General features: G+C 63.8%; 24 protein-coding genes. 4 read left to right on the top strand and 20 right to left on the bottom strand.

All coding sequences use genetic code 11. The annotated features are described in order from the left end of the window. Nucleotides 1–4: 4 nt before the first annotated feature. From R2834_21310 to R2834_21280, 7 genes are all read right to left on the bottom strand, one after another. Nucleotides 5–904 carry a hypothetical protein gene (locus R2834_21310; protein MEZ4702885.1) on the bottom strand — a complete coding sequence of 300 codons (900 nt, stop codon included), beginning with the start codon at nt 902–904 and terminating at the stop codon, nt 5–7. A 75-nt stretch (nt 905–979) separates the two neighbouring features. Beyond that, nucleotides 980–2,092: a flagellar motor switch protein FliG gene (gene fliG / locus R2834_21305; GenBank protein ID MEZ4702884.1), complete on the bottom strand. Its 1,113-nt coding sequence runs from the start codon at nt 2,090–2,092 to the stop codon at nt 980–982. A gap of 20 nt (nt 2,093–2,112) precedes the next feature. After that, nucleotides 2,113–3,762 (bottom strand): flagellar basal-body MS-ring/collar protein FliF, encoded by a 1,650-nt coding sequence (gene fliF / locus R2834_21300; GenBank protein MEZ4702883.1) that lies wholly within the window; start codon nt 3,760–3,762, stop codon nt 2,113–2,115. A 109-nt stretch (nt 3,763–3,871) separates the two neighbouring features. Beyond that, complete coding sequence (gene fliE / locus R2834_21295) at nt 3,872–4,195, bottom strand: flagellar hook-basal body complex protein FliE (GenBank protein ID MEZ4702882.1); 324 nt, start codon at nt 4,193–4,195, stop codon at nt 3,872–3,874. Nucleotides 4,196–4,254: 59 nt separating this feature from the next. Beyond that, entirely contained in the window at nt 4,255–4,638 is a 384-nt protein-coding gene (locus R2834_21290) for a hypothetical protein (GenBank protein ID MEZ4702881.1), read from the bottom strand. A gap of 66 nt (nt 4,639–4,704) precedes the next feature. Then, nucleotides 4,705–5,205, bottom strand: coding sequence for a flagellar basal body rod protein FlgC (gene flgC / locus R2834_21285; GenBank protein MEZ4702880.1), 501 nt, complete (start codon nt 5,203–5,205; stop codon nt 4,705–4,707). Nucleotides 5,206–5,237: 32 nt separating this feature from the next. Then, nucleotides 5,238–5,606 carry a flagellar basal body protein gene (locus R2834_21280; protein MEZ4702879.1) on the bottom strand — a complete coding sequence of 123 codons (369 nt, stop codon included), beginning with the start codon at nt 5,604–5,606 and terminating at the stop codon, nt 5,238–5,240. 796 nt (nt 5,607–6,402) lie between these two features. On the opposite strand from R2834_21280, the gene R2834_21275 reads away from it, so the two are divergent. Together R2834_21275 and R2834_21270 are read left to right on the top strand one after the other, a co-directional pair. Then, complete coding sequence (locus R2834_21275) at nt 6,403–7,806, top strand: sigma-54 dependent transcriptional regulator (protein ID MEZ4702878.1); 1,404 nt, start codon at nt 6,403–6,405, stop codon at nt 7,804–7,806. Between the two features lie 225 nt (nt 7,807–8,031). Further along, nucleotides 8,032–8,496 carry a response regulator gene (locus tag R2834_21270; protein MEZ4702877.1) on the top strand — a complete coding sequence of 155 codons (465 nt, stop codon included), beginning with the start codon at nt 8,032–8,034 and terminating at the stop codon, nt 8,494–8,496. 25 nt (nt 8,497–8,521) lie between these two features. On the opposite strand, the gene R2834_21265 is transcribed toward R2834_21270, so the two are convergent. From R2834_21265 to R2834_21250, 4 genes are all read right to left on the bottom strand, one after another. Further along, the gene (locus R2834_21265; GenBank protein MEZ4702876.1) at nt 8,522–8,893 is read right to left on the bottom strand and encodes a hypothetical protein; all 372 of its coding nucleotides are present in this window, start codon (nt 8,891–8,893) and stop codon (nt 8,522–8,524) included. Nucleotides 8,894–9,244: 351 nt separating this feature from the next. Then, complete coding sequence (locus R2834_21260) at nt 9,245–9,586, bottom strand: flagellar protein FliT (GenBank protein ID MEZ4702875.1); 342 nt, start codon at nt 9,584–9,586, stop codon at nt 9,245–9,247. Nucleotides 9,587–9,702: 116 nt separating this feature from the next. Continuing rightward, nucleotides 9,703–11,187, bottom strand: coding sequence for a flagellar filament capping protein FliD (gene fliD / locus R2834_21255; protein MEZ4702874.1), 1,485 nt, complete (start codon nt 11,185–11,187; stop codon nt 9,703–9,705). 65 nt (nt 11,188–11,252) lie between these two features. Beyond that, on the bottom strand, nt 11,253–11,543 hold the full coding sequence (locus R2834_21250; GenBank protein ID MEZ4702873.1) for a flagellar export chaperone FliS: 291 nt from the start codon (nt 11,541–11,543) through the stop codon (nt 11,253–11,255). 440 nt (nt 11,544–11,983) lie between these two features. Between R2834_21250 and R2834_21245 the strand changes: the two genes are divergently transcribed. Beyond that, nucleotides 11,984–12,490 carry a hypothetical protein gene (locus tag R2834_21245; GenBank protein MEZ4702872.1) on the top strand — a complete coding sequence of 169 codons (507 nt, stop codon included), beginning with the start codon at nt 11,984–11,986 and terminating at the stop codon, nt 12,488–12,490. Between the two features lie 27 nt (nt 12,491–12,517). Then, nucleotides 12,518–13,696: a glycosyltransferase gene (locus tag R2834_21240; GenBank protein ID MEZ4702871.1), complete on the top strand. Its 1,179-nt coding sequence runs from the start codon at nt 12,518–12,520 to the stop codon at nt 13,694–13,696. Between the two features lie 130 nt (nt 13,697–13,826). On the opposite strand, the gene R2834_21235 is transcribed toward R2834_21240, so the two are convergent. From R2834_21235 to R2834_21195, 9 genes are all read right to left on the bottom strand, one after another. Next, nucleotides 13,827–14,654 carry a flagellin gene (locus R2834_21235; GenBank protein MEZ4702870.1) on the bottom strand — a complete coding sequence of 276 codons (828 nt, stop codon included), beginning with the start codon at nt 14,652–14,654 and terminating at the stop codon, nt 13,827–13,829. A 219-nt stretch (nt 14,655–14,873) separates the two neighbouring features. Beyond that, complete coding sequence (locus tag R2834_21230; GenBank protein MEZ4702869.1) at nt 14,874–15,707, bottom strand: flagellin; 834 nt, start codon at nt 15,705–15,707, stop codon at nt 14,874–14,876. Nucleotides 15,708–16,125: 418 nt separating this feature from the next. Beyond that, complete coding sequence (locus tag R2834_21225) at nt 16,126–16,977, bottom strand: tetratricopeptide repeat protein (GenBank protein ID MEZ4702868.1); 852 nt, start codon at nt 16,975–16,977, stop codon at nt 16,126–16,128. 13 nt (nt 16,978–16,990) lie between these two features. Beyond that, nucleotides 16,991–17,938, bottom strand: a complete 948-nt coding sequence (locus R2834_21220) for a flagellin (protein ID MEZ4702867.1) — start codon at nt 17,936–17,938, stop codon at nt 16,991–16,993. 46 nt (nt 17,939–17,984) lie between these two features. Beyond that, nucleotides 17,985–19,385, bottom strand: a complete 1,401-nt coding sequence (gene flgK / locus R2834_21215; GenBank protein ID MEZ4702866.1) for a flagellar hook-associated protein FlgK — start codon at nt 19,383–19,385, stop codon at nt 17,985–17,987. A 44-nt stretch (nt 19,386–19,429) separates the two neighbouring features. Beyond that, a complete protein-coding gene (flgN, locus tag R2834_21210) occupies nt 19,430–19,984 on the bottom strand; it encodes a flagellar export chaperone FlgN (GenBank protein MEZ4702865.1) in 555 nt (184 codons plus the stop codon). A gap of 6 nt (nt 19,985–19,990) precedes the next feature. Further along, on the bottom strand, nt 19,991–20,353 hold the full coding sequence (locus tag R2834_21205; GenBank protein ID MEZ4702864.1) for a peptidoglycan hydrolase: 363 nt from the start codon (nt 20,351–20,353) through the stop codon (nt 19,991–19,993). Between the two features lie 160 nt (nt 20,354–20,513). Beyond that, nucleotides 20,514–21,650 (bottom strand): flagellar basal body P-ring protein FlgI, encoded by a 1,137-nt coding sequence (locus R2834_21200; protein ID MEZ4702863.1) that lies wholly within the window; start codon nt 21,648–21,650, stop codon nt 20,514–20,516. 48 nt (nt 21,651–21,698) lie between these two features. Then, on the bottom strand, nt 21,699–22,100 hold a 402-nt coding region (locus R2834_21195), incomplete at its 5' end, for a flagellar basal body L-ring protein FlgH (protein ID MEZ4702862.1).

The following is a 22,100-nucleotide window of genomic DNA, read 5'->3' as shown; positions in this document are numbered from 1 at the left end:
GGCCTCAGGACAGTTCGGGAGCGTCAGGATCGGTCGGCTCGGGCATTTCCTGCACCGCCGGCGCCGATGCGGCGACGCGCGCGATCCGGCTGTGGGGTTCGAGGAGCCCGAACGAATCCTTCAGGTGGTGGATCGACTCGGACACGATGCTCCGGATCATGCGCTCGGGGCATTGGGCCACCCAGTCGCCCTCGCGGAGGTCGGGCTGGGGATCCCAGACGAGTTTGGGGAAGAGGGAGGTGAGGTGCGCCACGAGGCCGCTTTCCTGGAGCCGAAGGTAATCGATCGAGTTCAGGGAGAGCCGGATCGGCGTCTCGCGGGAGAAGACTTCCATCGTCGTCAGCAGCGAATTCTCGACGAGGCCGACAACCTGTTCCGGCAGAGGCTGGTGCAGGATCGCCTCGAGGAGATCCAGCATCATCTCGAGCATGATCGGCTCGCTCTTTTCGAGCAGATCGGCCCAGAGACGCCCGATCCGGGCGGTGTCGTCGAGGAGGGCCTGTTTGTCGGCGGCGAAGCCGGCTTCCAGCTCGGCGCGCATGGCGTCGCGGCCCGCCGCGTAGCCGGCGGATCGGGCTTCCTCCACCGCCGCGGCAAGACGCGCCTCCCACTCGGCTTCCCGAAGGGCCATCTCCTCCTCAGGCGAAAGCTGTTCGACGGGTTCTTCGATCGGGGCCGCGCTGGACGGGCCGTCGTTCTGGAGGATGTCGAGGTACTTGACGGGCCGCGCGGCGTAGTCGGCATCGGCGCCCCGGATGATGCGGCGGTCGAGTTTCGACGCCTCGTCGCCCTCGGCCGGCAACACGCGGGGTTGATGAATGATGGTGCCGGTCAGGCCGGCCAGGTCGTCAAAGTCCAGGGCCTGGAACTGCGCCGTCGCTTTCTTGATGATCGGTGATGCCATGGATGACTTCGGTTTCGGGTTCAACGTTCAGGGTTCAAGGCACGGGTTGAACCGCAAGCCGGAAACCTCGACGCACTACAGCATCACTTCCTGTTGGCCGCCGCGCGACAGGCTGATTTCTTCCTGTTCCTCGAGCTGCTGGGCGATTTCGATGATGCGGCGCTGCGACTCCTCGACGTCGCTGACGCGAACCGGCCCCATGAGTTCGAGCTCTTCCCGGATGCCGTCGGCGGCGCGCTGGCTGATGTTGGCCAGCAACTTCGTCTTGAGGTTTTCCGAGGCGCCCTTGAGGCTGAGGGCCAGATCGCGCTGCTCGACTTCCACCAGGATGCGCTGCAGGTCGCGGTCGGAGATGTTCACCAGGTCGTCGAAGACGAACATGAGCGCCTTGATCGACATGGCGAGTTCGTTGTCGCGTTCGGTCAGGCCTTCGAGGATGTTCTTCTCGGCGGCGCGGCTGGTGTTGTTGAGGATCTGGGCGACCGCCTCGACGCCGCCGGCGGCGCTGAGCTCCGTGCCGAAGAGCGATCCGATCTGCTGGCGGATCACTTCCTCGACGTCGTTGAGCAGGGCCGGGGAGGTCTTGCCCATCGTGGCGAGTCGGTAGATGATTTCGTTCTGTACGTCGGCCTCGAAGTTCGAGATGATCTCGGCCGATTTGCGCGGGTTGAGGTGCGCCAGGATGAGGGCCGCCGTCTGGGGATGCTCGTTCTGGAGGAAGTTCGTGAGCTGGCCCGTTTCCACCGTCTGCAGGAGGTGAAAGGCGGAAACCTCCATGGCCGCTTCGACGCGCATCATGATCTCTTCCGCGCGGCGCGAACCGAGCGCCGCGGCGAGGGCGTCCCGGGCGAACACGACGCCGCCCTGGGCGATGAATTCCTGCGCCCATCCGAGATCGCGGAATTCGAGCAGCACCGCTTCCACGACCTCGCTGGCCGTGTTGCGCATCCGCGCGATTTCCACCGAGATCTGCTCGACTTCCTCGTCGTGCAAAAACTTGATCACCTCGCCGGCGGCTTCGGTGCCGATGGCGACGAGCAGGATCGCGGCTTTTTGCGTGCCGGAGAGATGTTTGACGATCTCCTGGACTTCCTCGGGCGAGAGCTTGTTGTCCTCGTTGGAATCCGCCGGGGGAGCTCCTGCCGGAGCGGCCTCCTTTTTCGGGGGCGTGGCTGTAGCTGTTGCCATATTCCTCGTTGCGCGACGCGTTAAGCGACCGGCGTTTTGTTGTTCTCTTTCTTCATCTTATCGGCCGTCAGCCAGTTGCGCAGCAGGTTTGCCGCTTCCTCGGGATTGGCTTTGATCGAATCGATCATATCCGAGAGCATCTTGTGCTTGGCCTTGAGGCGCGCCTTCGCTTCCGGAGAGAGGGTGCTGGTGTAGATGTCGTCGATCAGGACGAGCTCTTCCTCTTCGTCCCCTCCGCCTTTTTTCTTCGGCTTGGCGCCGCTCGTGAGCTGGGGCTGGCCGTCGGGGCCTGCCGGCGCGCCGGCCTGGTTGAGCAGCTGGCCCTGGCCCGCGCCCAGCGCGGGCTGGATGCCGGCGACTTCCTTGGCTTTCTGCGTGGCCGTCCGGATCAGCCAGAACGCGATGCCCAGCGCCAGCACCATGAGGCCGTAGCGAATGTACATCTCGATGTTTTCGCGCTTCTTCTCGTCCAGCAACTGCTGGGCCAGCTGTTCGTCCATCGTCGTGTCGAACCGGATCTGGCTGATCGCGAACCCGTCGCCGCGGTCGGCGCGCCAGCCGACCGACTCCTTCACGAGCGACTCGATCTGCCCGATCTGTTCGTCGCTGTGCGGCTCGTAGCTCGGCAGGGCCTCCTCGTCCTCGGCCGGCGGAGGGATCTTCTGGTAGTTGAGGATGACCGAGACCGAGAGGTACGCGATATCGCCCACCGATTTTTCGATGGTCTGCACGGTCCGGCTCACCTCGTAATTTTTTACCGAGCTGTTGGCGGTATCTACATCGCCCTCCTCCTGGAGCTTCTCTTCGGCGATGACCGTCTGGCTCTCGGGGTCGATCTGGTTGTTTTCGGTGACCGACCGGGAGAAGTCGAGTTCGAGGTTCAGCCGGATGATCGCGTTGCCGGGGCCCAGCATCTGGTCGAGCAGGGTCTGCGCCTTGCTCGAAAGGTGCTGCTCCTTTTCCTGCTGGAGCCGCAGCTGGGTGGAGGTAAGCCGGGTGTCGTTGTCGTCGCCCTCGGGATTCGACAGCATGTTGCCGGCTGTGTCGATGATGTTGACGTCGCCGGCTTCAAGCCCTTCCACCGCGCCGGCCACGAGGGCCGTGATGCCCTGGATGTGCGCTTCGGAGAGCCGGGCGCCGGGTTTGAGCTGCAGCACGACGGACGAGGTCGCCTCGTTCTGGGATTCCCGGAAGGGCGAACGCTCCGGGATGACGAGATGGACGCGCGCGGCCTCCACCTGGTCGATGCTCGATATCGTACGCGCGAGTTCGCCCTCCAGCGCTCTTCGGAGGTTCAGCTTCTGCATGAAGTCCGTCATCCCGAGCGTGCTCTGATCGAAGATCTCGTAGCCGGTCACGCCGTCCGAGATGATGCCTTCCCGGGCGAGGCGCAGCCGGAGGTCGTACACCATGTCGCTCGGCACGTAAATGGCCGTGCCACCATCCTTGAGGCGGTATTCGATGCTTTCGTTCTGGAGGACCTCCACGACCTGGCTGGCGGCCGTTTCGGGCAGGTTGCCGAAGAGCAGCACGTAGTTCGCCTGCTGGAACCAGTAGGCCAGGCCCACCATGGCCGCGACCGTGCCGAGGACGACCGTACCGATGGCGATGCGCTGACCGATGGAGAGCCGGCCGAAGAAAGCGGCTATGTTTCTGAAGAAAGTATCCATCTACTCCTGTCTGACGCGTCGCGCGTTTCGCGCAGCCTGCCCCGGGGTACGTTCGGGGGCACGCCGCGCGAAACGCGAAACGTGGCACAAAAAGCGTTGAATGACGCGGTTAGATTTGCATGCGGAACAGTTCGTGGTAGGCGTCCACCATCTTGTTGCGGACTTCGACCATGAGCTGGAAGGACAGCCGCGCCTGGTTCATCGAGATCATCACCTCGTGCAGGTTTTCCTGCTCGCCGGCGATGAACGACTCCAGCTGCTTGTCCGACGCCGTCTGGGCGTCGTTCACCTGGTTGATCGCGTCGTTGAGCGCGCTGGCGAAACGATGGCCGGACGCGCCTTCGTCGGGCGTCTGGATGCGGGGGAGGGCGCCGGCCTGGTCGGTGCCGAAGAGGCGGGCGTCATGCAGGCGTTGCAGTTGGGCGACGAGCATCGGGCTGTACGGGAAATGCGGTTGAAAGGGAGCCGGGCGTAGCGGCCCGGCCGAAAGGGTTAGCCCCGGAGATCGACGCGGGCGCCGACGGCGCCGGGGTCGACCTTGCGGGAGGCGGATTTCTGGTCGTAGAGGCGCAGGGCGAGCCCGGGCGCTTCGGGGAAATAGCGCAGGATCATCTGCTGCTCGTCCGGCGAGAGGTCCGGCGTATGATCCGGGGCCGCGGTCCGGTCCAGCGCGCCATCCAGGGCGGTACCGAACGCGCTCTCGGCGGCATCGCCGGGGCGGACGCGCGGGCCGGGGGCCGGCGCCTCGGCGGGCGGTGTGCCCGCACCCTTCGCCGCCTCGGTCGCGTCGAGATCGGCGTCGGGGCCCACACGGGGCGGCTGGCGCTGGTCGAATTCAGGACTGGTCGGTCGATAGGGAGGGATGCCGTGGTTCATACGATTGCTCGCTAGTCGGTTCACAGATGCGGGCGGAGGCGTTGCCGTTCCGGTTCAGGGGCGGCTTCAGATCTCCAGCGTCCTCTTGATCATTTCCTTGGACGTTTGAAAGGCCGAGAGATTGGCGTCGTAAATCCGGTTGGCCGAGATCAGGCGCGCCATCTCCTCGACGACGTTGACGTCGGGGTAGCTGACATAGCCGTTTTCATCGGCGTGCGGATGCGTCGGGTCGTATTCGGTGCGGTAGACCGGGTCGTCCTCGATCGTCGTCGTCGGGCCCATTTCGACTTCATGGAGCCGGCGGCGGAGCGAGGTGCCGTTGAAGTGCTGGTTGTTCGGCGTCGCCATGTCGCTCTGCATCTTGTTGAGCAGGTTGTCGAACCGGCGGTACCGTTCGTCGGGCACTTCATGGACGGGACGCTTCAGGGCATATTGCGTGCCGTCCGCCTTCCGCGTCGTCGTGGCGTTGGCGATGTTGTCCGTCGCGGCGCTGATCGCCAGGCGCTGGGATTCGAGGCCCCGACCGACGGTCTGGAAGACGGTGAACGTGTGTTTATTGATAAGCATGGCCGTCAGGCGTTTGGGCTGGAAGAGAGGGATCAGGAGCGGCCGGTGATGCCCATGCGGATCATCTCGAAGTGATCGTGCAGGGCCTTGGCGCTGAACTGGTCGCGCATCTGGACGTCGGCGAGGTTCATCAACTCGTCTTCGATGATGGGGACATCCTCATGGACTTCCATGCGTGGCTTCACGTCGAGCACGTCGCGCAATCCGGGGATGGCGTGACGCACTTCTTGCAGTTTCTCTTCGAACTTGACCGACAACCGCTGATACCCCGGGGTGTCCAGATTCGCGAGGTTGCTCGAGAGGGCCTTGAGCCGCCAGCTATACGCCTGCATGGCGTTGCGAAGCAGCTGGACGCGGTTCGTGTCCATGCTCGGCGATTCGATGGTGTTAACAGGTTCCATGGCGGACAGCCTTTCGTGGATGTGCAGTGTTGGTTGAGGGCCGTTTGTTCAACCTTCGTGCCACGTCGGGGGGTGGAGAAAGGGATGCCGGCGCCGGGTCCGCCAGGATGCCGGCTTTCGGGAGGATGGGGCGGGCGAATAGGAATTGCAGCCTGAGTATCGGCGGGATTCGGCCGATCTTAAACGGGTTATGCGGGCTTTTTTGCGCAGAAAAAAAACACGCGTCGGGGAAATTCTTGCCGGCGTTTCGGGCGTCTCGCGGGCCGCTTCCGGCCGGCGCCGCGGCATCCCGCCAGCGTGCCGGCAGCGCCCTCACGGCATTTCGGGCAGAGGGCCCACGTTTTTGTTCGGGATCGGAACATATGCCCCCGAAGCTATTTTCATCCACCCTCTTCCGGAGCTCGCCGAGCCGCATGTCTCTCGTCATCATTTTGACACACCTTCGGCAGGTTTCCGTGATTTGTTCATTTCGTTGTGACGGTATTTTAGCAATCGCGAACCATCTCAGGTGCGGGCAACAGGAGGCCCGCGAGACGGAGCGGAATACGCCGGCCCGCCGCCCGGAGGCGGCCTCGATGATCCCGGCCGGCGACGATCCATCGTTCCGACAGCGCCGACCCTTGCTACCGTTGCGGTACAGGTTTTGTCGGCTCGCGTTTGCAGGCTGATTAAGCACGTCTAGTTTGGCGGGAAGCCCGGCTCCCGTTTCACTTCTCATTAGCGGAATGTGATCGTCGCCTTAAGGCGCGGCGCCCGCAATCCATAGCCTTTCATATAAGCCCACGGCAGTACGTAGATGGAGCAACAGGCACAAATACTCTTCGTCGATGACGAGCAGCTCTTGCATGGCCTTTTTGAGCGGCTGTTTTCGCGCCATGGCATGCGGGTAAAAAGCTGTTCGGATGCGGCCCAGGCGATGGCCGAACTCAAGCGGCAACCTTACGACCTCGTCGTAACGGATTTCATGATGCCCGATGTCGACGGCCTCGAACTGCTGGCCCATATCCGCCAGGAGTATCCCCGCACCAAGGTGATCATGGTCACCTCGCACTACAACGTGCAGCACGCCGTGAGGACGATGCAGAACGGTGCGATCGACTACATCCCCAAACCGTTTTCGACCACCGAGCTGGTGGAGCGCGTCCAGCAGAGCCTCGCGAAGGTCCGCGTCGAAGAGGAGGACGAGGACGACGTAGCACCGCGCTCGAAGAAGGGGGCGGCAAGCCGCAACAAGCCCCGCGTGGTCCGCTACATCGGCGAGCACCCGACCATCCGCAACCTCAAGAAACTGATGCCGCGCGTCAGCCAGAACAAGGCGCCGGTGTTTATCCAGGGCGAGAGCGGCACGGGTAAGGAGATCCTCGCCAAGCTCATCCACCAGATGAGCGACCGGGCGAACGGGCCGTACGTCACCCTCAACTGCGCCAACCTGCCGCGCGAACTGGTCGAGAGCCATCTCTTCGGGCACCGCAAGGGCGCCTTCACCGGCGCGATCGACGACATGACGGGCGCCTTTGAAGTGGCGAACGGCGGTACGCTCCTGCTGGACGAAATCACCGAAATCGACCTGGTCGTGCAGGCCAAGCTGCTGCGTGTGCTCCAGGAGAACGAGTTTCAGAAGATCGGCTCGTCGGAAGTCAAGAAAGTGGATGTGCGCGTGATCGCCACGAGCAACCGCAACCTGAACGAGGCGATCCGGGTGGGCATCTTCCGGGAAGACCTCTTCCACCGCCTTTCGGTCTTCCCGCTCACGGTGCCGGCGCTCCGGGATCGGCTCTCCGATGTGCCGCTGCTGACCACCTTCTTCATCGAGCGCTACTGCCAGCTCTACGACCTGCCCGAGAAAACCGCCAGCGACGACCTGATGGCCAAACTGCAGGCCTTCCCGTGGCCGGGCAACGTGCGCCAGCTCGAGAACTTCGTCCAGCGCGGCGTGATTCTTTCCGCCGAGCGCACCGTCGTGGAGGTCGAGGATGTGTACAGCGACTTCTTCGAAGACGCCACGCCGCACGAAGAGAACGTCCTCGCCGGCCCGCAGGGCATTCCCCAGACGATCGAGGACATGGAGCGGATCATGATCATGAAAGCGCTGGCGGATACGAACAACAACCAGCAACGCGCCGCGGAGAAACTCGGGATCAGCGCCCGGACCATCCGCAACAAGCTGCGCCGCTACCGGGAAAGCGGCTTCATGAGCTGAGGCGCGCCCGGCGATCGGGCAGGGGAGGCAACGGCTCCCGAACAGGATATGCACAAGGCGCTGCCGGCAATCGGCGGCGCCTTGTGGCGTTTTATCCCGGCCGGCCGGCGTGTAAGGGAATACGCCCGCATCCTCCCGGGGTTAAGGCGCGGGCCGAACGGTCGATACAGAAGAGACCAGAATAACCGATTGCGAGATCGTTCCCCCCTAACACCCCTACGCATCATGGCAGAAGAAGCGCAAAAACAGGAAAAGGAACCCAAACTGCAAAGCGTGCTGATCATCGACGACGATCGCACCTTCAGGGAGGTCGTCAGCCACCTGCTCAAGCAGCTGAACTACGAGGTGTATACCGCGGAAGACGGTGCGCAGGGGTACGAAGCGGCGGCCAAACACATCCCCGACGTCATCCTGTGCGACGTGCACATGAAGGGGATGCATGGGTATGCGACCACCGAAGCGATCAAGGAGAACCCCGATCTGAACAGCATTCCGATCGTGATGGTGACGGGTTCCGCTTCGCGGCTGGGTGAGATGCGCGGGCGCAATTCGGGCGCGGACTATTACCTGGCCAAGCCGGTGCGCGCCAGCGAGTTGACGGAAGTGCTCAACAAGGCCATGAAGGACCGTGCTGGCTCCGCCGTCGACGAGCGTATGGGCGCTCGCTCGAAGGATTTTATTATGGGATGATCGCCGGCGCGAGGGCCGGCGGACCTCAGTCGGGTTCGACCTGGCCGGTCAGGTCGCCGGCGAGACGCTGGGCGATCCGTTCGATAACCGAAGGGTTCTGGTAGAACTGCGTCTGCAGACGCGCCTTGATTTCCTGCATGCGATCGTCCGACAGGGTGCTTTCGGAATCGAAGGCCTTGCGGGCCATATCCAGATCCTGCAGCTTGCGCTGTTCTTCCTCGAGCGCCCGGCGGCCGGCCTCCGAGATCGCCACGCTGTCGCGATGGGGCGTCTCGTCGCGTTCGCTACCCGGACGCGCCGGCGGACGCGATTCTTTTTCCGTTTTCTCGATCTTCCGGTGCTTGTTGAGCGGATTCGAGTGGGAGAGGCCCCCTTTGGTGATATCCCCGATATTCATGTTGGCATGTCGCTTTGCTACGAGCCTGCCAGGCAGCATCGGGCTGCCCAGGTATCGACCGGAAACGCCAGGAAGCGGTGCTGTTGCGCGGATGCTTTTTCCGGCTCAGCGAAAAACTTTCCAGGCCAGGTGGCTCTAAATAACGCCTGTTCCGGTTCAGGGTACGATTTGAGCCCGTGAGGGCTCTTTCCTGGTGGTAAGATGCATAAGATATGCCATAAACCGGTGCACCTGCCACTCTTTCAGGAAGCGGGGGCATGCGCCGGAGGGCCTCTTAGCCTGTAGTCTGTCTGAACCGGGGATGGGGGCGTCCTGGATGAGGCGATCTGCGCGACGGACCGCGCGCGGCGATCATCCCGTGAGGCGAGGATTCAGCCGGGGAGGGGGGATGGGGCCCGAGGTGTAGCTGCGCTGGGCTTTTTTCTGATGCTGGAGCGCCTGGATCTGGGTCTCCATGAGGGATTCGCGATTCGAAAGCGCGGCGCTGATGGCCTCTTCCTGCCGCTCCAGCTTGGTGAGCAGCGCCTTGCAGGCCGGCGTCGAAAGCGAGCCGGTGGTGTGCTGCTCGGTCAGCGATTCGATGAGTTGACCCCGCTGGTCGAAGAGGAGAAAGAACCGGTCGAGCTCGTCTTCTTCCAGGGCCTCGAGAATCCGCCGGCCGAGCGCCAGCATCTGGTGAAGCGTGTAAGTCATGAACGGAATGGCGTATGAAACTCAGCCGCCGCGCCGTGCGCGTGGCGGTCCGGGAACAGGCGCCGGCGCATGGATCCATGCATCCGGCTCCGCCGGCCCGGGGCTGTGGACAGGGTTTAGCGGCCGATGGCCGACAGACTGGCGGCCTGGCCCTGATAGATCTGGAGGGCTTCCTGGAGCCGCGCGAATTCCGCCCGCAGGCGTTCCTCGCGACGGGCGAGGCGGTCTTCCTCGTCCGCGATGTCGTGATTCAGGTTCCGGATGCGGTCGTCCATGTTCCGCTGCCGCTGATTCACGAAGCCGTTGAAGCCGAGATACTGATCGAGCCGGGTCGAGAGCCGCGTGGCGACGCCGTCTTCGCCGGCAAAAAACGAGCGGACAGTGTCCGGGTCGGCCTCGACGGCGGCGATCAGCTTCTCCGGGTCCTCGAGCTTGAGGGACCCGTCCGAGTTGACCTTGATGCCCAGGTCGGTGATCTGCTTCACGCTGTCCGTCGGCTGATCGGGGACGATCCGCACGATGTCCTCGCGCATGCTGAAGCGGAGCGACGTGAAGGTCGTGTCGCCGGCAAAGGCGCCGCGTTCGCCCGTATCGCCGTTGACGCGGCCTTTGGACTTGACGTAGCTCAGGATGTCGTTGTATTTCTGGATGAAGTCGTTCACCTCATCCTCGATGCCGGAGGCGTCGGGCGTGACGGTGAAGCCCTCGGGGTCGGTCGTGACCTTGCGCAGGGTGAACGTGACGCCGTCGAGCGCGTCGCTCACCTGATTGCCATCCCGGTAAATGGTCAGCCCGTCGAGCACGAACTTGCTGTTCAGCTCGGACGTGTCCTCGCTGGTGCCGATGTCGGTGGCATAACCGCCTACGTCGCCGGCGGCCAGCGCGTTGTTGCTGATGCCGATCTGGGCCAGGAGGCCGTCGGGGTCGGCCGAGAACGAGAGGCGGTTCGTGTAGCCCGTATCGCCCGCGCGAAGCGACAGGCGCGCGGTGCCCGAGGTCTCGTTCAGGACGGAGGCGAACGCCCGGTCGTCCCGCTCGATGGCGTCGCTGTCGACCGCGCTCAGCATGGCGTTGTTGATCGCCGAGGAGACCTGCGTGAGCACCTCCTCGTCGGTGCTGCCCGTGATGTTGACCGACACAGCCACGTCGACGCGGTTGTTCGGGTCGAGGTCCGTCGGGCTGGCCACGCTGATCGTGAACGACTTCGTGCCGCTGCCGATCGCGCCCACGATCGAGGTGTCGGCGGACGTATGCTTGTTGGACAGCCGGGTGTCCACGCTGGCCAGCCGGTTGACCGTGAGCGAATGCGAACCGAAGGCGGCCGCGTCCGACGTCGTGGCCGAAAAGCCCGACGAGCTGTCGAGCGTGATCGTACGGCCGTCGAACGGATGCGAGATCGGGTCGGTGAGGCGCTCCAGGATGCTGTCCAGCGCCGAGAGGCGGCTGTCCAGGTCGCTCAGGACGCTTTTCCGGGTTTCATGCGCCGTTTTTTCGTCCTCCATCCGAAACTTGGTTTCGCTTTCCAGGAGGATGATATTCGAGATCAGGACCTCGTAGGGGTCCGTCTGGCGAAAGGCTTGAAGCGCGGAACTCGTCAACATGGCGGTATACGGTCAGAGGATGTATCGGGCGGAATAGATGCGCGGCGGACACATCGGGAAACCGGTCAGGCCGGCGTCTGCGCGGTCGCGTTGACCAGCAGCCCCTGCCTCCAGGTCGCCCGTAGATCTTCGAGCATTTCCGTGACGACATCGAGGTCGCCGGAGATGCTCGCTCGCATGCAGTATTCGTAGATCTGGGAAAGCCGAATGGCCAGATCGCCGCCTTCCTCGAAGTTCAGCGAGGAGATCAGTTCGATCAGGATTTTTCGGAGCTTGACGCGGTCCCGCGTGTGGCACGCGAGGATCGCCAGATCGTAAAGCTTTGCAACCAGCTGAGCAGGAGAGGCGGATAGCACATCTTGCCTCTGATACTGAGCGGATGCCTGCTGCCTGTACATATTCAGTACCCGTTAGGATGATAAGTGGCTGGTGTGCGCGGAATGGCGTCGTGGCGGCTGTTTCCCCGGCGCGCGGTCGTTCTCGTGGGGAAGAATCTTCATGAGGTACGCGTATTTTCTTCCGTACTGCGGCATGGCCCCGCGCACACACTAGACATGCTATCGGCTCCGAAACCAGCCCCTTAAATGAGGTCGGTCACGTTTCTTCAGGCCGCCACGACGTTTCCGCCCCGCGCCCGCCGCACGCGGCGGCGGGGGAGGGGGAATTTGGCACGTTAACGGCTTCCAGGCTCCATCAACTGCTCAGGTTTATCCCTTCGGTCGACCGACGGTGGACCCCGTGTCGGGTCCGTTCCTGGGTACGCAACGTCTATATCACACTAGCCTGAAGGAGCACCATGGAGGATCGTTCGAAGGAAGCATTTGGACACTTCAACGAGGCGCAGAACGCCCTTGAAAGCGGGGATCTCGACCGCGCACGTGAGCTGTTCGAGCGGCTCGATTACGAGACCATTGAACGGGTCGAGCCGGACGACGCTCTGGCTGCACGGGTTCTTGCGCTCCACCTGAGCATCGTTCAGGAGCGGTTCCGCGACGCGATGTATCACGCCGACGCTGCGCTCGACCTCGCCGAGAACGAGCCGCTCATCCACCATCTGGGCGGCCTGGCGCTATGGGCCGAGGGGCACCACCGCAGCGGCGCCGAAATGCTGGTTTATGCCGCCGAGCTGCTCGACGGCGCCGGCGATGCGGAAAAACCGTTCAACTTCGAAGTCGACCCCGCGCAGGTGTATTACTACGCCGCCGAGGCGTGCCACACCTTCGAGAACGAGACCGCGGCGGAGGACTTCTACCAGAAGTCCATGCAGTATGCCAACGAGATGAACGGCATGCCGTCCCTTTGACGGACGACGCCGCGCAAGCACGAGAAGATGAAGCTATCTATACCTACACAAGGACCGTCCGGCAGCCAGGCCGGCCCCCGCCTGTCGCTCTGCATGATCGTCAAGAACGAGGCCAAGACGCTGGAGAAGTGTCTTTCGCTGGCCCGGCCTCATGTCGACGAGATCGTCGTGGTGGACACCGGCTCGACGGACGGGACGCAGGACATCGCGCGCCGGTATGCGGATGTCTATGACGAGATCGAGTGGCCCGGCTCCTTCGCCGTGGCGCGCAACCACAGTCTGGACCTCGCCACGTCGGAGTACATCCTCATCCTGGATGGCGACGAGTACATCGAGAAGCCCGACGCCTGGAAGCGGATTCGCGAAAGCCTTGGCCTGCTGGACTATGCGGCGATGTTGCTGCCGGTCAAGAACCTCCTCGGCGACACGAACGTGGTCGAAGCCGATGTGTTCTGGCAGGAGCGCATCCTGCGCAACCACCCGGATATCCGGTATTTCGGCAGCGTCCACAACCAGGTCATGGAGGCCATTGCGGCGCACGCAAAGCAGACGGGCCGGCAGGTGGTGCGCCTCGACGCCGAGATCGTCCATACGGGCTATGCCCTGCCCGAGGCCGAGATGGTGAAGAAGTACAAGACGCGCCTGGATCTGCTCCGGCAGGAGTACGAGAACCCCCGGTCGGACATCTACCGCGCCTACTACGGCTACCAGCTCGGGCTGATCTATTTCATCATGCGGCGCAACGAGGAAGCGGCGCAACTCTTCGCCAGCATCGACTACGCGAAGCTGACGCCCGAAAACGCGTATTACACGCGGCTCCTCGGGGCGCAGACCGAGATGCGGCTGAACCGCTACGCCGACGCGCTCGTGCATTGCAACGAGATGCTCGCGCTGAATCCGCGGGAGCCGGTCGGCTTCTACCTGACCGGCGTCGCGCTCATGCGCGCCGAGCAGATCGAGGACGGCATGCTCATGCTGCTGCAATCGTACCACGTGAACGAGCAGACCGACGGGTACGTCCGGTTCGTCTTCAACACCCGCATTCTGCTGCGGCATCTGACGGTCGCGTGCCGGAGCATCGGCCTGGAGCAACATGCCCGGGCGTTCGAGTCCATCGGCATGGCGGAAACGTTCGATCCCGAAGAGGTCAAATCGTATATCCTGGCGCTTCAAAGCGCGTTCGCACGGGCGAGCGTGCCGGCCTGAATTTGCTTGACCCCGAAAAACAAGAACACCCCTCCGAATGATCGGAGGGGTGTTCTCGGCAGGCCGGTGGGCCTGCCGACCCACGGGAGCATGTATGCCAGAACCGTCCCGTTTCTGGGTATTTTTTACCTTAGAGCAGGGACAGTACTACCTGCGGGCCGAGGTTCGCCTGCGAAACAGCGGCGACACCGGTCTGCTGCAGGATCTGCAGCTTGACGATCTCGATCTGTTCTTTGGCAAAGTCAGCGTCCATGATGCGGCTACGAGCGGCATCCTGGTTGATCATGTTCACGTTGAGGTTCTCCTCCTTGAAGGAGAGCGCCAGCTGGTTGTCACCCAGGCTGCCCAGCGTGCTCGCGATCGTGTTGATGGCGGAATCGATACCAGCCAGCGACCCGGTGGCCGAGTTGGCCGAGGAAACGCTGAGGGACGTCGAACCGACACCCAGCGCTCCAGCGGACAGCGCGCCAACCGTCACCTGGAAGGTGTCCGTGCTGCCGGCGCCAACCTGGAACTGGAAGCTGCCCGTCGTGAACACGGAGACGCCGTTGAACGTGGTGCTGCTGATGATCGAGTTGATTTCCGTCGAGAGCGCATGCAGCTGATTGTTGATCAGCGTACGCTCGAAGCTGCCAAGCGTGTCGTTGGCGCCCTGGATCACCTTTTCCTTCATGGTCATCAGGATTTCCTGAATGGTGCCCAGGCTGCCTTCGGCAATGCCCAACATACTTTTCGCATCACCAATATTCGCCAGCGCTGCCGCCTGGCCGCGAACCCGCGACTCGAGCTTCATGCCGATCGAAAAACCAGCCGAATCGTCTTCGGCACGGTTTATGCGATTACCGGTTGCGAGTCGCAGCTGACGCGTGCCAAGTTCGGCGTTCGACTTCTGCAGCTCGAACAGCGATTGCATCGACTGAATGTTGGTGTTAATGCGAGTCAAATCTCCAAAAGCCATGATCCTTCCTCCGTTTGTGTTGGTTATTGGCGTGGAGTGAGAAGGGTTCGGGGTGGTGGTGCGAGCACTGCCCCGAACTCGCTTATTTTATGTACTTGGGTCCTGGTGCTTCCTTCGGCCGGCCACGGTTTGCGAGTATGGCGATGGCGTCTGGAAGCGGGTCCCTGGGGTTGATTTCTGAGTCGGCGGCCCGAAGGCCGCCTTTCTCGTTTCATCCGACTACTGGAGCAGCTGGAGGATCGACTGGGGCGCCACGTTGGCGTTGACCAGTGCGCTCACGCCGGTCTGCTGCAGGATCTGCAGCTTGGCGATTTCCATCTGTTCCTTGGCGAAATCCGCGTCCGAGATGCGGCTCTTCGCCGATTCGTTGTTGATGATCGAGGTCGAAAGGTTTTCTTCCTTGAAGCTGAGCGCGAGCTGGGAGTTACCCAGGCCGGCCATGATGCTCGCGATCGTCTGGATGCCGCGGTCGATGCCGCCCAGAGACGATGCGGCCGAGGTGGCCGAACGTACGCTCAGGCTCGTCGAGGCTACGCCCAGACCGTTCGCCGAGATGGCGCCAACCGTCACCTGGAAGAGGTGATTGCTGGTCGGTCCGACCATGAAGGTCAGCGCGCTCGAGGTGAAGATGCCCCGGCTCAGGAACAATGCGCTGCTGATGACGGAGTTGATTTCCGTCGACAGGCTGTTCAGCTGGGTTTTGACCAGGGCTCGCTCTTCGCTTCCAAGCGTGTCGTTCGCGCCCTGGATGACTTTTTCCTTCATCGTGGCCAGGATGTCCATGATGGTGTTGAGGGCGCCTTCCGCAACGGTCAGCATGCTCTTCGCATCGCCGATGTTGGCAAGCGCCTGGGCCTGGCCCCGCAGACGGGCTCCGAGTTTCTTCGAGATCGAATACCCCGCAGCGTCGTCCTCCGCACGATTGATTCGGCTGCCGCTGGCCAGCCGAAGCTGACGGACACCGAGGCTCATGTTGGTGCGGTTCAACTGATTCAACGCGCCAAGAGACTGGACGTTGGTGTTAATTCGAGACAGATCTCCAAATGCTCCCATGGTGTTTTTTCTGGGTTGGTTTATGGTTCGGTTCTGGCATGTAAGATCATTCTAGAGCCTGTATCGTCGGGCGCTGAGGTGCCTTAAGGCGATGCTTACAAAAATGATTGAGCAGATGCGGAAGTCCTCGCGCCGCCCCCGATAGCCGGCGGGATTCGGGGCGCGTCTCCCCCGGTTCGCGTCACGCCATAGCGTGCCCTCCAGCGGCAAGCAGGAGCGGGAAGGGCGTTCCCTGGCCCCGCATCCACGCCGGCGCCCGCGAGGCGCTCAGGCCGGCTTCCTGAGGCTGCAAGACCCTAGGCGCTCCAGGCGGTGCGGTCACGAAAAAAGGCCGACGCACATGGTGCGCCGGCCTTGCCGGTTGCTGCTCGGGCCGGGGGAGGGTCCCCGGACCGTTATCCTGCGTTCGGTCCGTCGTTCAGGAGTTCGCGCGCGCGTTCATGTCCAGCGCCCCCGGCGCCGTGAGGCGGCGCGCCTCCTCGATCTTGCCCTCGCGGATGCACAGGGCCACCAGACGCCGGCGCAGGAGCTGATTCCGGGGATCCTGCGTGTAGGCGTTGCGATACAGCGGCAGCGCCTGCTGCGTCCAGCCCTGCTGGACGAGCGTCTGCAACAGCGCGTCGTTGAATTCGAGCGTATGCGTCGCCATCAGGATGGCCGCCACGCGGCCGGCCTCGTCGGGCTGGTTGCGGTAGAGCGTGAGCCGGAAATAATCCTCGAGCAACCCGATGGGCATCGTCGTCAACCCGCTCGGGAAGGCCTCGTCGATCAGGCGGGCGACGTCGTCCCAGCCTTTGAGCCGCCAGGCGCAGGCCGCGCCGCAAAGCTTCCATTCCTGTTCCGTCAGGGCATGGTCCCAGGCCGCGGGCCGGGCCGGCGGTTTGACCGCCAGGAAGTGCGCGAACGCCTCGTCGAAGAGCTGCTGGGCCATCAGGGCATCGACGATGATGCGGTGCGAGGCCCATTGCTTGCCGTATTGCGCGATGGACTGCTCCGCGTGCCGGCGTGCCTTCCGGTAGTCGCCGGCCTGATGAAACGAAGCCGCCAGCGCCATATGGAGGGCCGCCTGCTCTTCGTTGGGCAACGTGCTCTGGTCGCCCAGGATCACCCGCAGCGACAGGCTCCTCGGATCCGCCTCGCGATGCATGATGGCCGGCAACACCTCGTTCGCGGCCGCCGGCAGCCTCGCGGGTTCCGGCAGCGCCAGCGCGGGGAGGCGATACGCCGACAGAAACGATTGATTCGAGGACAGGGAAAAAGAAGAAGCCATGTTCGTTCGGCGTTTAGATGTAGTTGAGAAGCGAGAGGTCGAGTACGCGGCTGGCGACCTGCAGCGAATTCTGCAAGTCGGCCTGCGCCTTCTGGAGCGTAATGATCGTCTCGGCAAAATCGGCGTCCTCGATCGTGGAGCGGTGTTGCGCCACGGTCACGCCGGCATCGATCAGCTGGTTTTCCGCCAGCGTCAGTTTGTTGCCCTTCGTCCCCACCTCGGCCGCGAGCTCCACGATATGGTCCATGGCGCCCTTGACCACCTCCACATTCTGGGCGATCGCCACCGTGTCGTTGGCGCGCAGGGCGTCGGACAGGTTCTGCAGCGCCTCCGTCAGGGTGTAGTCCGCCGTGCCGTCGCCGTCGCGATCGACGTTGAAGACCTGCGTGCCGCTGACCGCGACGTCCAGCGTCGTTTCGGGGCCGATGGCCCGGGGCCGCGGCTGGTCGTTCCCGTAGTAGACGACGCCCGCGCCGTCCGCCGTCGGGTCGATGGGGTCGACGGCAAACGGCTTTACCGTCGACCGCGTGCCGGCGTAGAGGTATTCGTCGTCCACCTGCTCGTTGAGCAGGTCGATCGTGCTCTCCTTCAGCGTGTCGATGAGCGTCGCGATGGCGTCGCGCTCGCCCTGGTCGAGCGTCTCGTTCGCCGCGCCCACGCTGCTCTGATAGGCCTCCGAAAACAGGTTCGAGAGGCCCTCGAGGTTGGCCTGCGTATGATCGATCCAGCTCCGGGCGACCGACATCGTCCGTTCGTACTGGTCGTACCGGTTCTGCAATTGCTCGAACTGGCGCGCCCGGGCGTACCCCGCGGCGTCGTCGGAGGCGCGGTTGATCCGAAGGCCCGACGCGAGCTGCTCCTGGGCCACCGATAGTTCGCGCTGTTTGTTGAGCAGCGTCCCCTGAAAGGCCACGCTCGAAAGGCTCATCGCGCGGGATACCGCGCTGGATTCCATGCTCATGACGTACGAATGGTTGAGATGAAGTGGTGGAGCGGCGAGACAGCCGTCACGGGAGCGACAACAGCGTATCCATCATCGACTGGGCCGTGCTGAGCACGCGCGCCGCCGCCGCGAACGTTTGCTGGTAGAGGATCAGGTTGGACAGCTCCTCGTTGATCGAAACGGCCGAGACGCCGCGTTCGAGGGCGCCGAGGTAGTTGACGACCGCCAGGTGCCCCTCGTACTGATCGTTGGCGCGCTGGACCTGGGCGCCGATCTCGCTGGTCATGTTGATGGCGTGTTCCTCGAACGACACATCCCCGAGCGGGGCCTGGTCCACGGTGCGTTCCGCCAGGATGGCGAGCGCGGTGTCGTTGTCGCTGAGGACCGTCGGGTCCGGGTCGTCCGACGCGGCGATCGATCGGGGATCGGCGATATCGGTGGACAGCGCGATGGTGCCGGCGGTCACGCCGGCCGGATCGAAAAAGTTGAGTCCGGTATTCCCGTCGAGCCCGAAGCCGTTGCTGTGGAGTGTGTTGATGCGATCCACGAGGGTGCTCGCGAGGTCGTCCAGCTGCTGGCGCGCGTCGGGATAGGCGACGGTCAGGGCGCGCATCAGCGCACCGAGCCGGCCGTCGTCGCCGGGCGTCGGGTTGAAGGAGATGCCGGAGCTTTCGAACGTCAGCGTCGGGAGCACGCCGGTCGTGTCGAGATCAAGGTGTTCCACCGTGTCGCCCTGGACGACGACCATGCCGCCGATCGTGACGTTATACATGCCCTGGTCGTCGAGCTGGATCTGCAGGGGCGCCATCTCGGAGAGTTCTTTCACGAGCTGGTCCCGGCGGTCCTCGCCGGCCAGATCGGGCGCGTTGGCCGCGCGGCCCGTGGCGATGCGCTGGTTGAGCCGGCCGATTTCGTCGAGCCGGAAGTTGAAGTCGACGACCGTCTGCGAGAGCTGGGCGATGCTGTCGTCCTGGAGCCGGTCGATGTCCGTCGAGATGCGGTTCAGGGTCAGCGTCAGGCTCTGGGCCCGGTTGATGAGCGCCACGCGCGCCGAAAGGCTCGTTGGTGTGTCGGCCACATCGCTCCATCCGTCCCAGAACCGGCTGAGCTGGTTCGTCAGCGAGGCGTCGCTGTTGACGGGGAAGAGGTTTTCGAGGGCGCTGAGGATGCGGGCCTCTTCATCCGAGGCGCCGAGGCCGGCGTTGGCCTCCCAGGTCGCCGCGGCGAGGACCTGATCCCGCACCCGGTCAATGTCGCCGATCGAAACGCCGATGCCGGTCGACGTGCCCATCGGGGTGACGACCTGCACGCCCGGGCTGGCGATGGACGCCGATTCGAGGGAGACCCGCCGGCGGGAGAAGCCTTCCGTGTTTTCGTTGGCGATGTTCTGGCCGATCGTGTTGATGACGGCGCTCGTCGTGCGGAAGGATCTCCGCGTGAGCTCGATAAGCTGATTGATGCTCATGATTACCTTGGGCTGGAAAAAAACGGAGCTGCGCGATTCAGGCGCTAGCCCATCCGGTTGACGATGGGGCGGGATTTGCCGCCGATGGTCGTCTTGCCCCGCGGCGTATACAGGGACACCGGCTCGGGCTGGTGCACGGACTGGACGGTCTGGATGAGTTCTTTGCCGAGGTGCAGCGCATACTGAAGCGTATAGGCCAGTTCTTCGCTTTTCTCTTTCGTTTCCGCCGCCAGCTCCATTAGCGAAGTGCGGCTTGCTCGGAGCCGCTGCGCCGTTTCGTGGTCGCCGATCTCGCGTTCGAGGTGGTCAGCGACGGCCCGGATCGTAGCGGGCTGCCCCTCCCAGCCGATGGTGGCGGCGATGCCGGCGAGCATCGCTTCCTGCTCCTCATGGAGCCGCGTGAGGACGTGCAGCCGCTCGTTGGCCGAGATCGTCGACTCCCGCACCTCGGCCGATTCCCGGGCGCGCAGGGCTACCATTTGCGATTCGATGCTCGCTTCGAGCGCCTGCAGGGCGCTGCGCTCTTCGTCGAGTTTTTCGGCGAGCCACCGCGCCTGCTCGGGCAGTGAAGGGGCTTCGGGAGGATGGGGCGTTTCCATGGTCGTTTACGGTTCAACGGGCGGCGCAGCCGGCTCCGGGGCATCCCCGGAGGGATCCACGGCGCCCATCTGACGCTGCCACTGCGTGAGAAGGAGATCGGAGAGGCCGAACGTCTTTTGCTCGACCAGGTGCTCGGTCAGGATGTCGGTCAGCATCGAGCGCTGGGTGTCGCCGTAGGCTTTCATCCACCCGGGCGCCTCGTCGCCGCTGAGGCCGGTCTTGAACAGCGGGTCGGTCAGCGTCTTGACGAATTGCTGGACCAGCACCTGTTCGAAGGCCTTCGCCGCCTCCTCAGGGTCGGCGGACTTCCGGAGCAGATCCGGGTTGAGCCCGGCGCCCGGCGTATCGGAAAGGGGAGAGATGGACACGGGGAAAGGGTTCAAGGTTCAAGGTTCAAGGTTGTCAGGTTTAAGGGCTTGTAGATGAGGGTCTTGGAGATAGGGGAGACGTGGGAGATAGCCGCTCACGGAGAATGGCGCTGCCCCACAGCCTTCAGATCCCTTAATCCTTGAACCTCAAACCTTGAACCTATAGAATGATCAGCTCGCCCTGGAGGGCGCCGGCGCGTTCGATGGCCTGGAAGATGCCGATGACGTCGCGGGCCGTGAGGCCGAGGTCGTTCAGGGCGGCGGCGAGCTGGTTGACGTCGGCGTTGGGCGCCAGGACGACCGATCGGGTGCCGCTTTCCTCGATATTGGCGGTGCCGGCCGCGCCCTGGACGGTTTCGCCCTGGGCGAGCGGATTCGGCTGCGAGACGAACGGGTCCGCCTGCGTGGAGATGACGATGCTGCCGTAGGTCAGCATCACCTCGCTGATGCGGACGTTGCCGCCGGCGACGATGATGCCCGACCGCTCGTTCACCACCAGCCGCGCCGGCACGTCGACGGCGATGCGGAGGTCTTCGAGCGACGCCATCAGCGCCGGCACGCCCGTCACGTTCTGCGGCATCGCCACGCGGACGAGGCCGGCGTGCTCCACCGTCGCGGCGCCGGCGTAGAGGCCGTTGATCACGTCGGCCACGCGCGTGGCGTTGGTGAAGTCGGGCTCCTTGACGATCAGGCCGATGTCGGTCCGGTTCGCGAAATTCAGCGGCACCTGCCGGGATACGAGCGCGCCGTTGGGGATGCGCCCCGTATTGGTATGGTTGATCTTGACGGACGAGCCGAGGCTCGACGCCAGCACGGCGCCCGTGGACACCGGACCCTGCGCCGTCGCGAAGACCTCGCCCGTGACCGGGTTCTGGAGCGGCGTCTGGATCAGGATTCCGCCGGAGAGCGACGTCGCGTCGCCGATGGCGGACACGGTCGCGTCGATCAGGCTTCCCGGACTGCTGAACGGATCGAGCGTGGTCGTCACGATGACCGCCGCCGCGTTGCGCGAGGCCAGCTGCTCGGGGTCGACGGTGATGCCGAACCGCTGCAGCATGTTCGCGATGCTCCGGATCGTATGCGGCGACCCGCGTTCGCCGCGGGCGCGGTCGCCGGTCCGGTCGAGGCCCACCACCAGGCCGTAGCCGGTCAGCTGCGTGGGGGACTTGGACTCGATCGAGACGAGATCCTTGAGCCGCACTTCGCCGGCGTTCTGCGCGAACGCGGGGCTCGCCAGCAGGGCGAGCACGGCGAACATCGCCCAGAGATCCGCCGTGCAGGCTTTGCTGCGGCTCATTCTGATGGTCGTTTCCATGCCAGATCCGTGATTGTAGAGGATGAAGCCTTAATTGGATATGCCCACGTAGGCCGCCGCGCCGATGGCGACGATGGTCGCCAGCCCGGTCAGCGCGCCGGGGCCGAGCAGGGCGCGTTTGACGCCGCCGGCGCGCTTGTACACGATGTTCGCGTTAGCAAGCTGATAGGAGAGGACGGAGTTGTCGCCCTGGATGTCGAACGGTCGGACCATGCCGCGCACCTCCATGAGATGCGTCTCGCCGTTGACGTTCAGGCTGCGTTCGCCCTGCACGACGAGGTTGCCCGAAAGCGAGTCGACCGCCACGATGATGGCGGTCATGTTGCCCCGGAGGAGATCCGACTGGACGCTCCCGTTGCGCCGCTCGGCGTCGTTCTGGAACGTGGCGTTGAGCCCGAACTGGCCGTTCAGCGCCGTCCCGCCGTCGAGTCC

Source organism: Rhodothermales bacterium (genome assembly GCA_041391505.1).
GTDB lineage: Bacteria > Bacteroidota > Rhodothermia > Rhodothermales > JAHQVL01 > JAWKNW01.
Note: the sequence above shows the minus strand (reverse complement) of the source record. Positions and strands in the feature narration are given on the sequence as shown.

Coding starts and splice junctions, on each gene's coding strand:
- R2834_21310 (MEZ4702885.1), bottom strand. CDS start 904: ATGGCATCACCGATCATCAAGAAAGCGACGGCGCAGTTCCAGGCCCTG.
- fliG (MEZ4702884.1), bottom strand. CDS start 2,092: ATGGCAACAGCTACAGCCACGCCCCCGAAAAAGGAGGCCGCTCCGGCA.
- fliF (MEZ4702883.1), bottom strand. CDS start 3,762: ATGGATACTTTCTTCAGAAACATAGCCGCTTTCTTCGGCCGGCTCTCC.
- fliE (MEZ4702882.1), bottom strand. CDS start 4,195: ATGCTCGTCGCCCAACTGCAACGCCTGCATGACGCCCGCCTCTTCGGC.
- R2834_21290 (MEZ4702881.1), bottom strand. CDS start 4,638: ATGAACCACGGCATCCCTCCCTATCGACCGACCAGTCCTGAATTCGAC.
- flgC (MEZ4702880.1), bottom strand. CDS start 5,205: ATGCTTATCAATAAACACACGTTCACCGTCTTCCAGACCGTCGGTCGG.
- R2834_21280 (MEZ4702879.1), bottom strand. CDS start 5,606: ATGGAACCTGTTAACACCATCGAATCGCCGAGCATGGACACGAACCGC.
- R2834_21275 (MEZ4702878.1), top strand. CDS start 6,403: ATGGAGCAACAGGCACAAATACTCTTCGTCGATGACGAGCAGCTCTTG.
- R2834_21270 (MEZ4702877.1), top strand. CDS start 8,032: ATGGCAGAAGAAGCGCAAAAACAGGAAAAGGAACCCAAACTGCAAAGC.
- R2834_21265 (MEZ4702876.1), bottom strand. CDS start 8,893: ATGAATATCGGGGATATCACCAAAGGGGGCCTCTCCCACTCGAATCCG.
- R2834_21260 (MEZ4702875.1), bottom strand. CDS start 9,586: ATGACTTACACGCTTCACCAGATGCTGGCGCTCGGCCGGCGGATTCTC.
- fliD (MEZ4702874.1), bottom strand. CDS start 11,187: ATGTTGACGAGTTCCGCGCTTCAAGCCTTTCGCCAGACGGACCCCTAC.
- R2834_21245 (MEZ4702872.1), top strand. CDS start 11,984: ATGGAGGATCGTTCGAAGGAAGCATTTGGACACTTCAACGAGGCGCAG.
- R2834_21240 (MEZ4702871.1), top strand. CDS start 12,518: ATGAAGCTATCTATACCTACACAAGGACCGTCCGGCAGCCAGGCCGGC.
- R2834_21235 (MEZ4702870.1), bottom strand. CDS start 14,654: ATGGCTTTTGGAGATTTGACTCGCATTAACACCAACATTCAGTCGATG.
- R2834_21230 (MEZ4702869.1), bottom strand. CDS start 15,707: ATGGGAGCATTTGGAGATCTGTCTCGAATTAACACCAACGTCCAGTCT.
- R2834_21225 (MEZ4702868.1), bottom strand. CDS start 16,977: ATGGCTTCTTCTTTTTCCCTGTCCTCGAATCAATCGTTTCTGTCGGCG.
- R2834_21220 (MEZ4702867.1), bottom strand. CDS start 17,938: ATGAGCATGGAATCCAGCGCGGTATCCCGCGCGATGAGCCTTTCGAGC.
- flgK (MEZ4702866.1), bottom strand. CDS start 19,385: ATGAGCATCAATCAGCTTATCGAGCTCACGCGGAGATCCTTCCGCACG.
- flgN (MEZ4702865.1), bottom strand. CDS start 19,984: ATGGAAACGCCCCATCCTCCCGAAGCCCCTTCACTGCCCGAGCAGGCG.
- R2834_21200 (MEZ4702863.1), bottom strand. CDS start 21,650: ATGAGCCGCAGCAAAGCCTGCACGGCGGATCTCTGGGCGATGTTCGCC.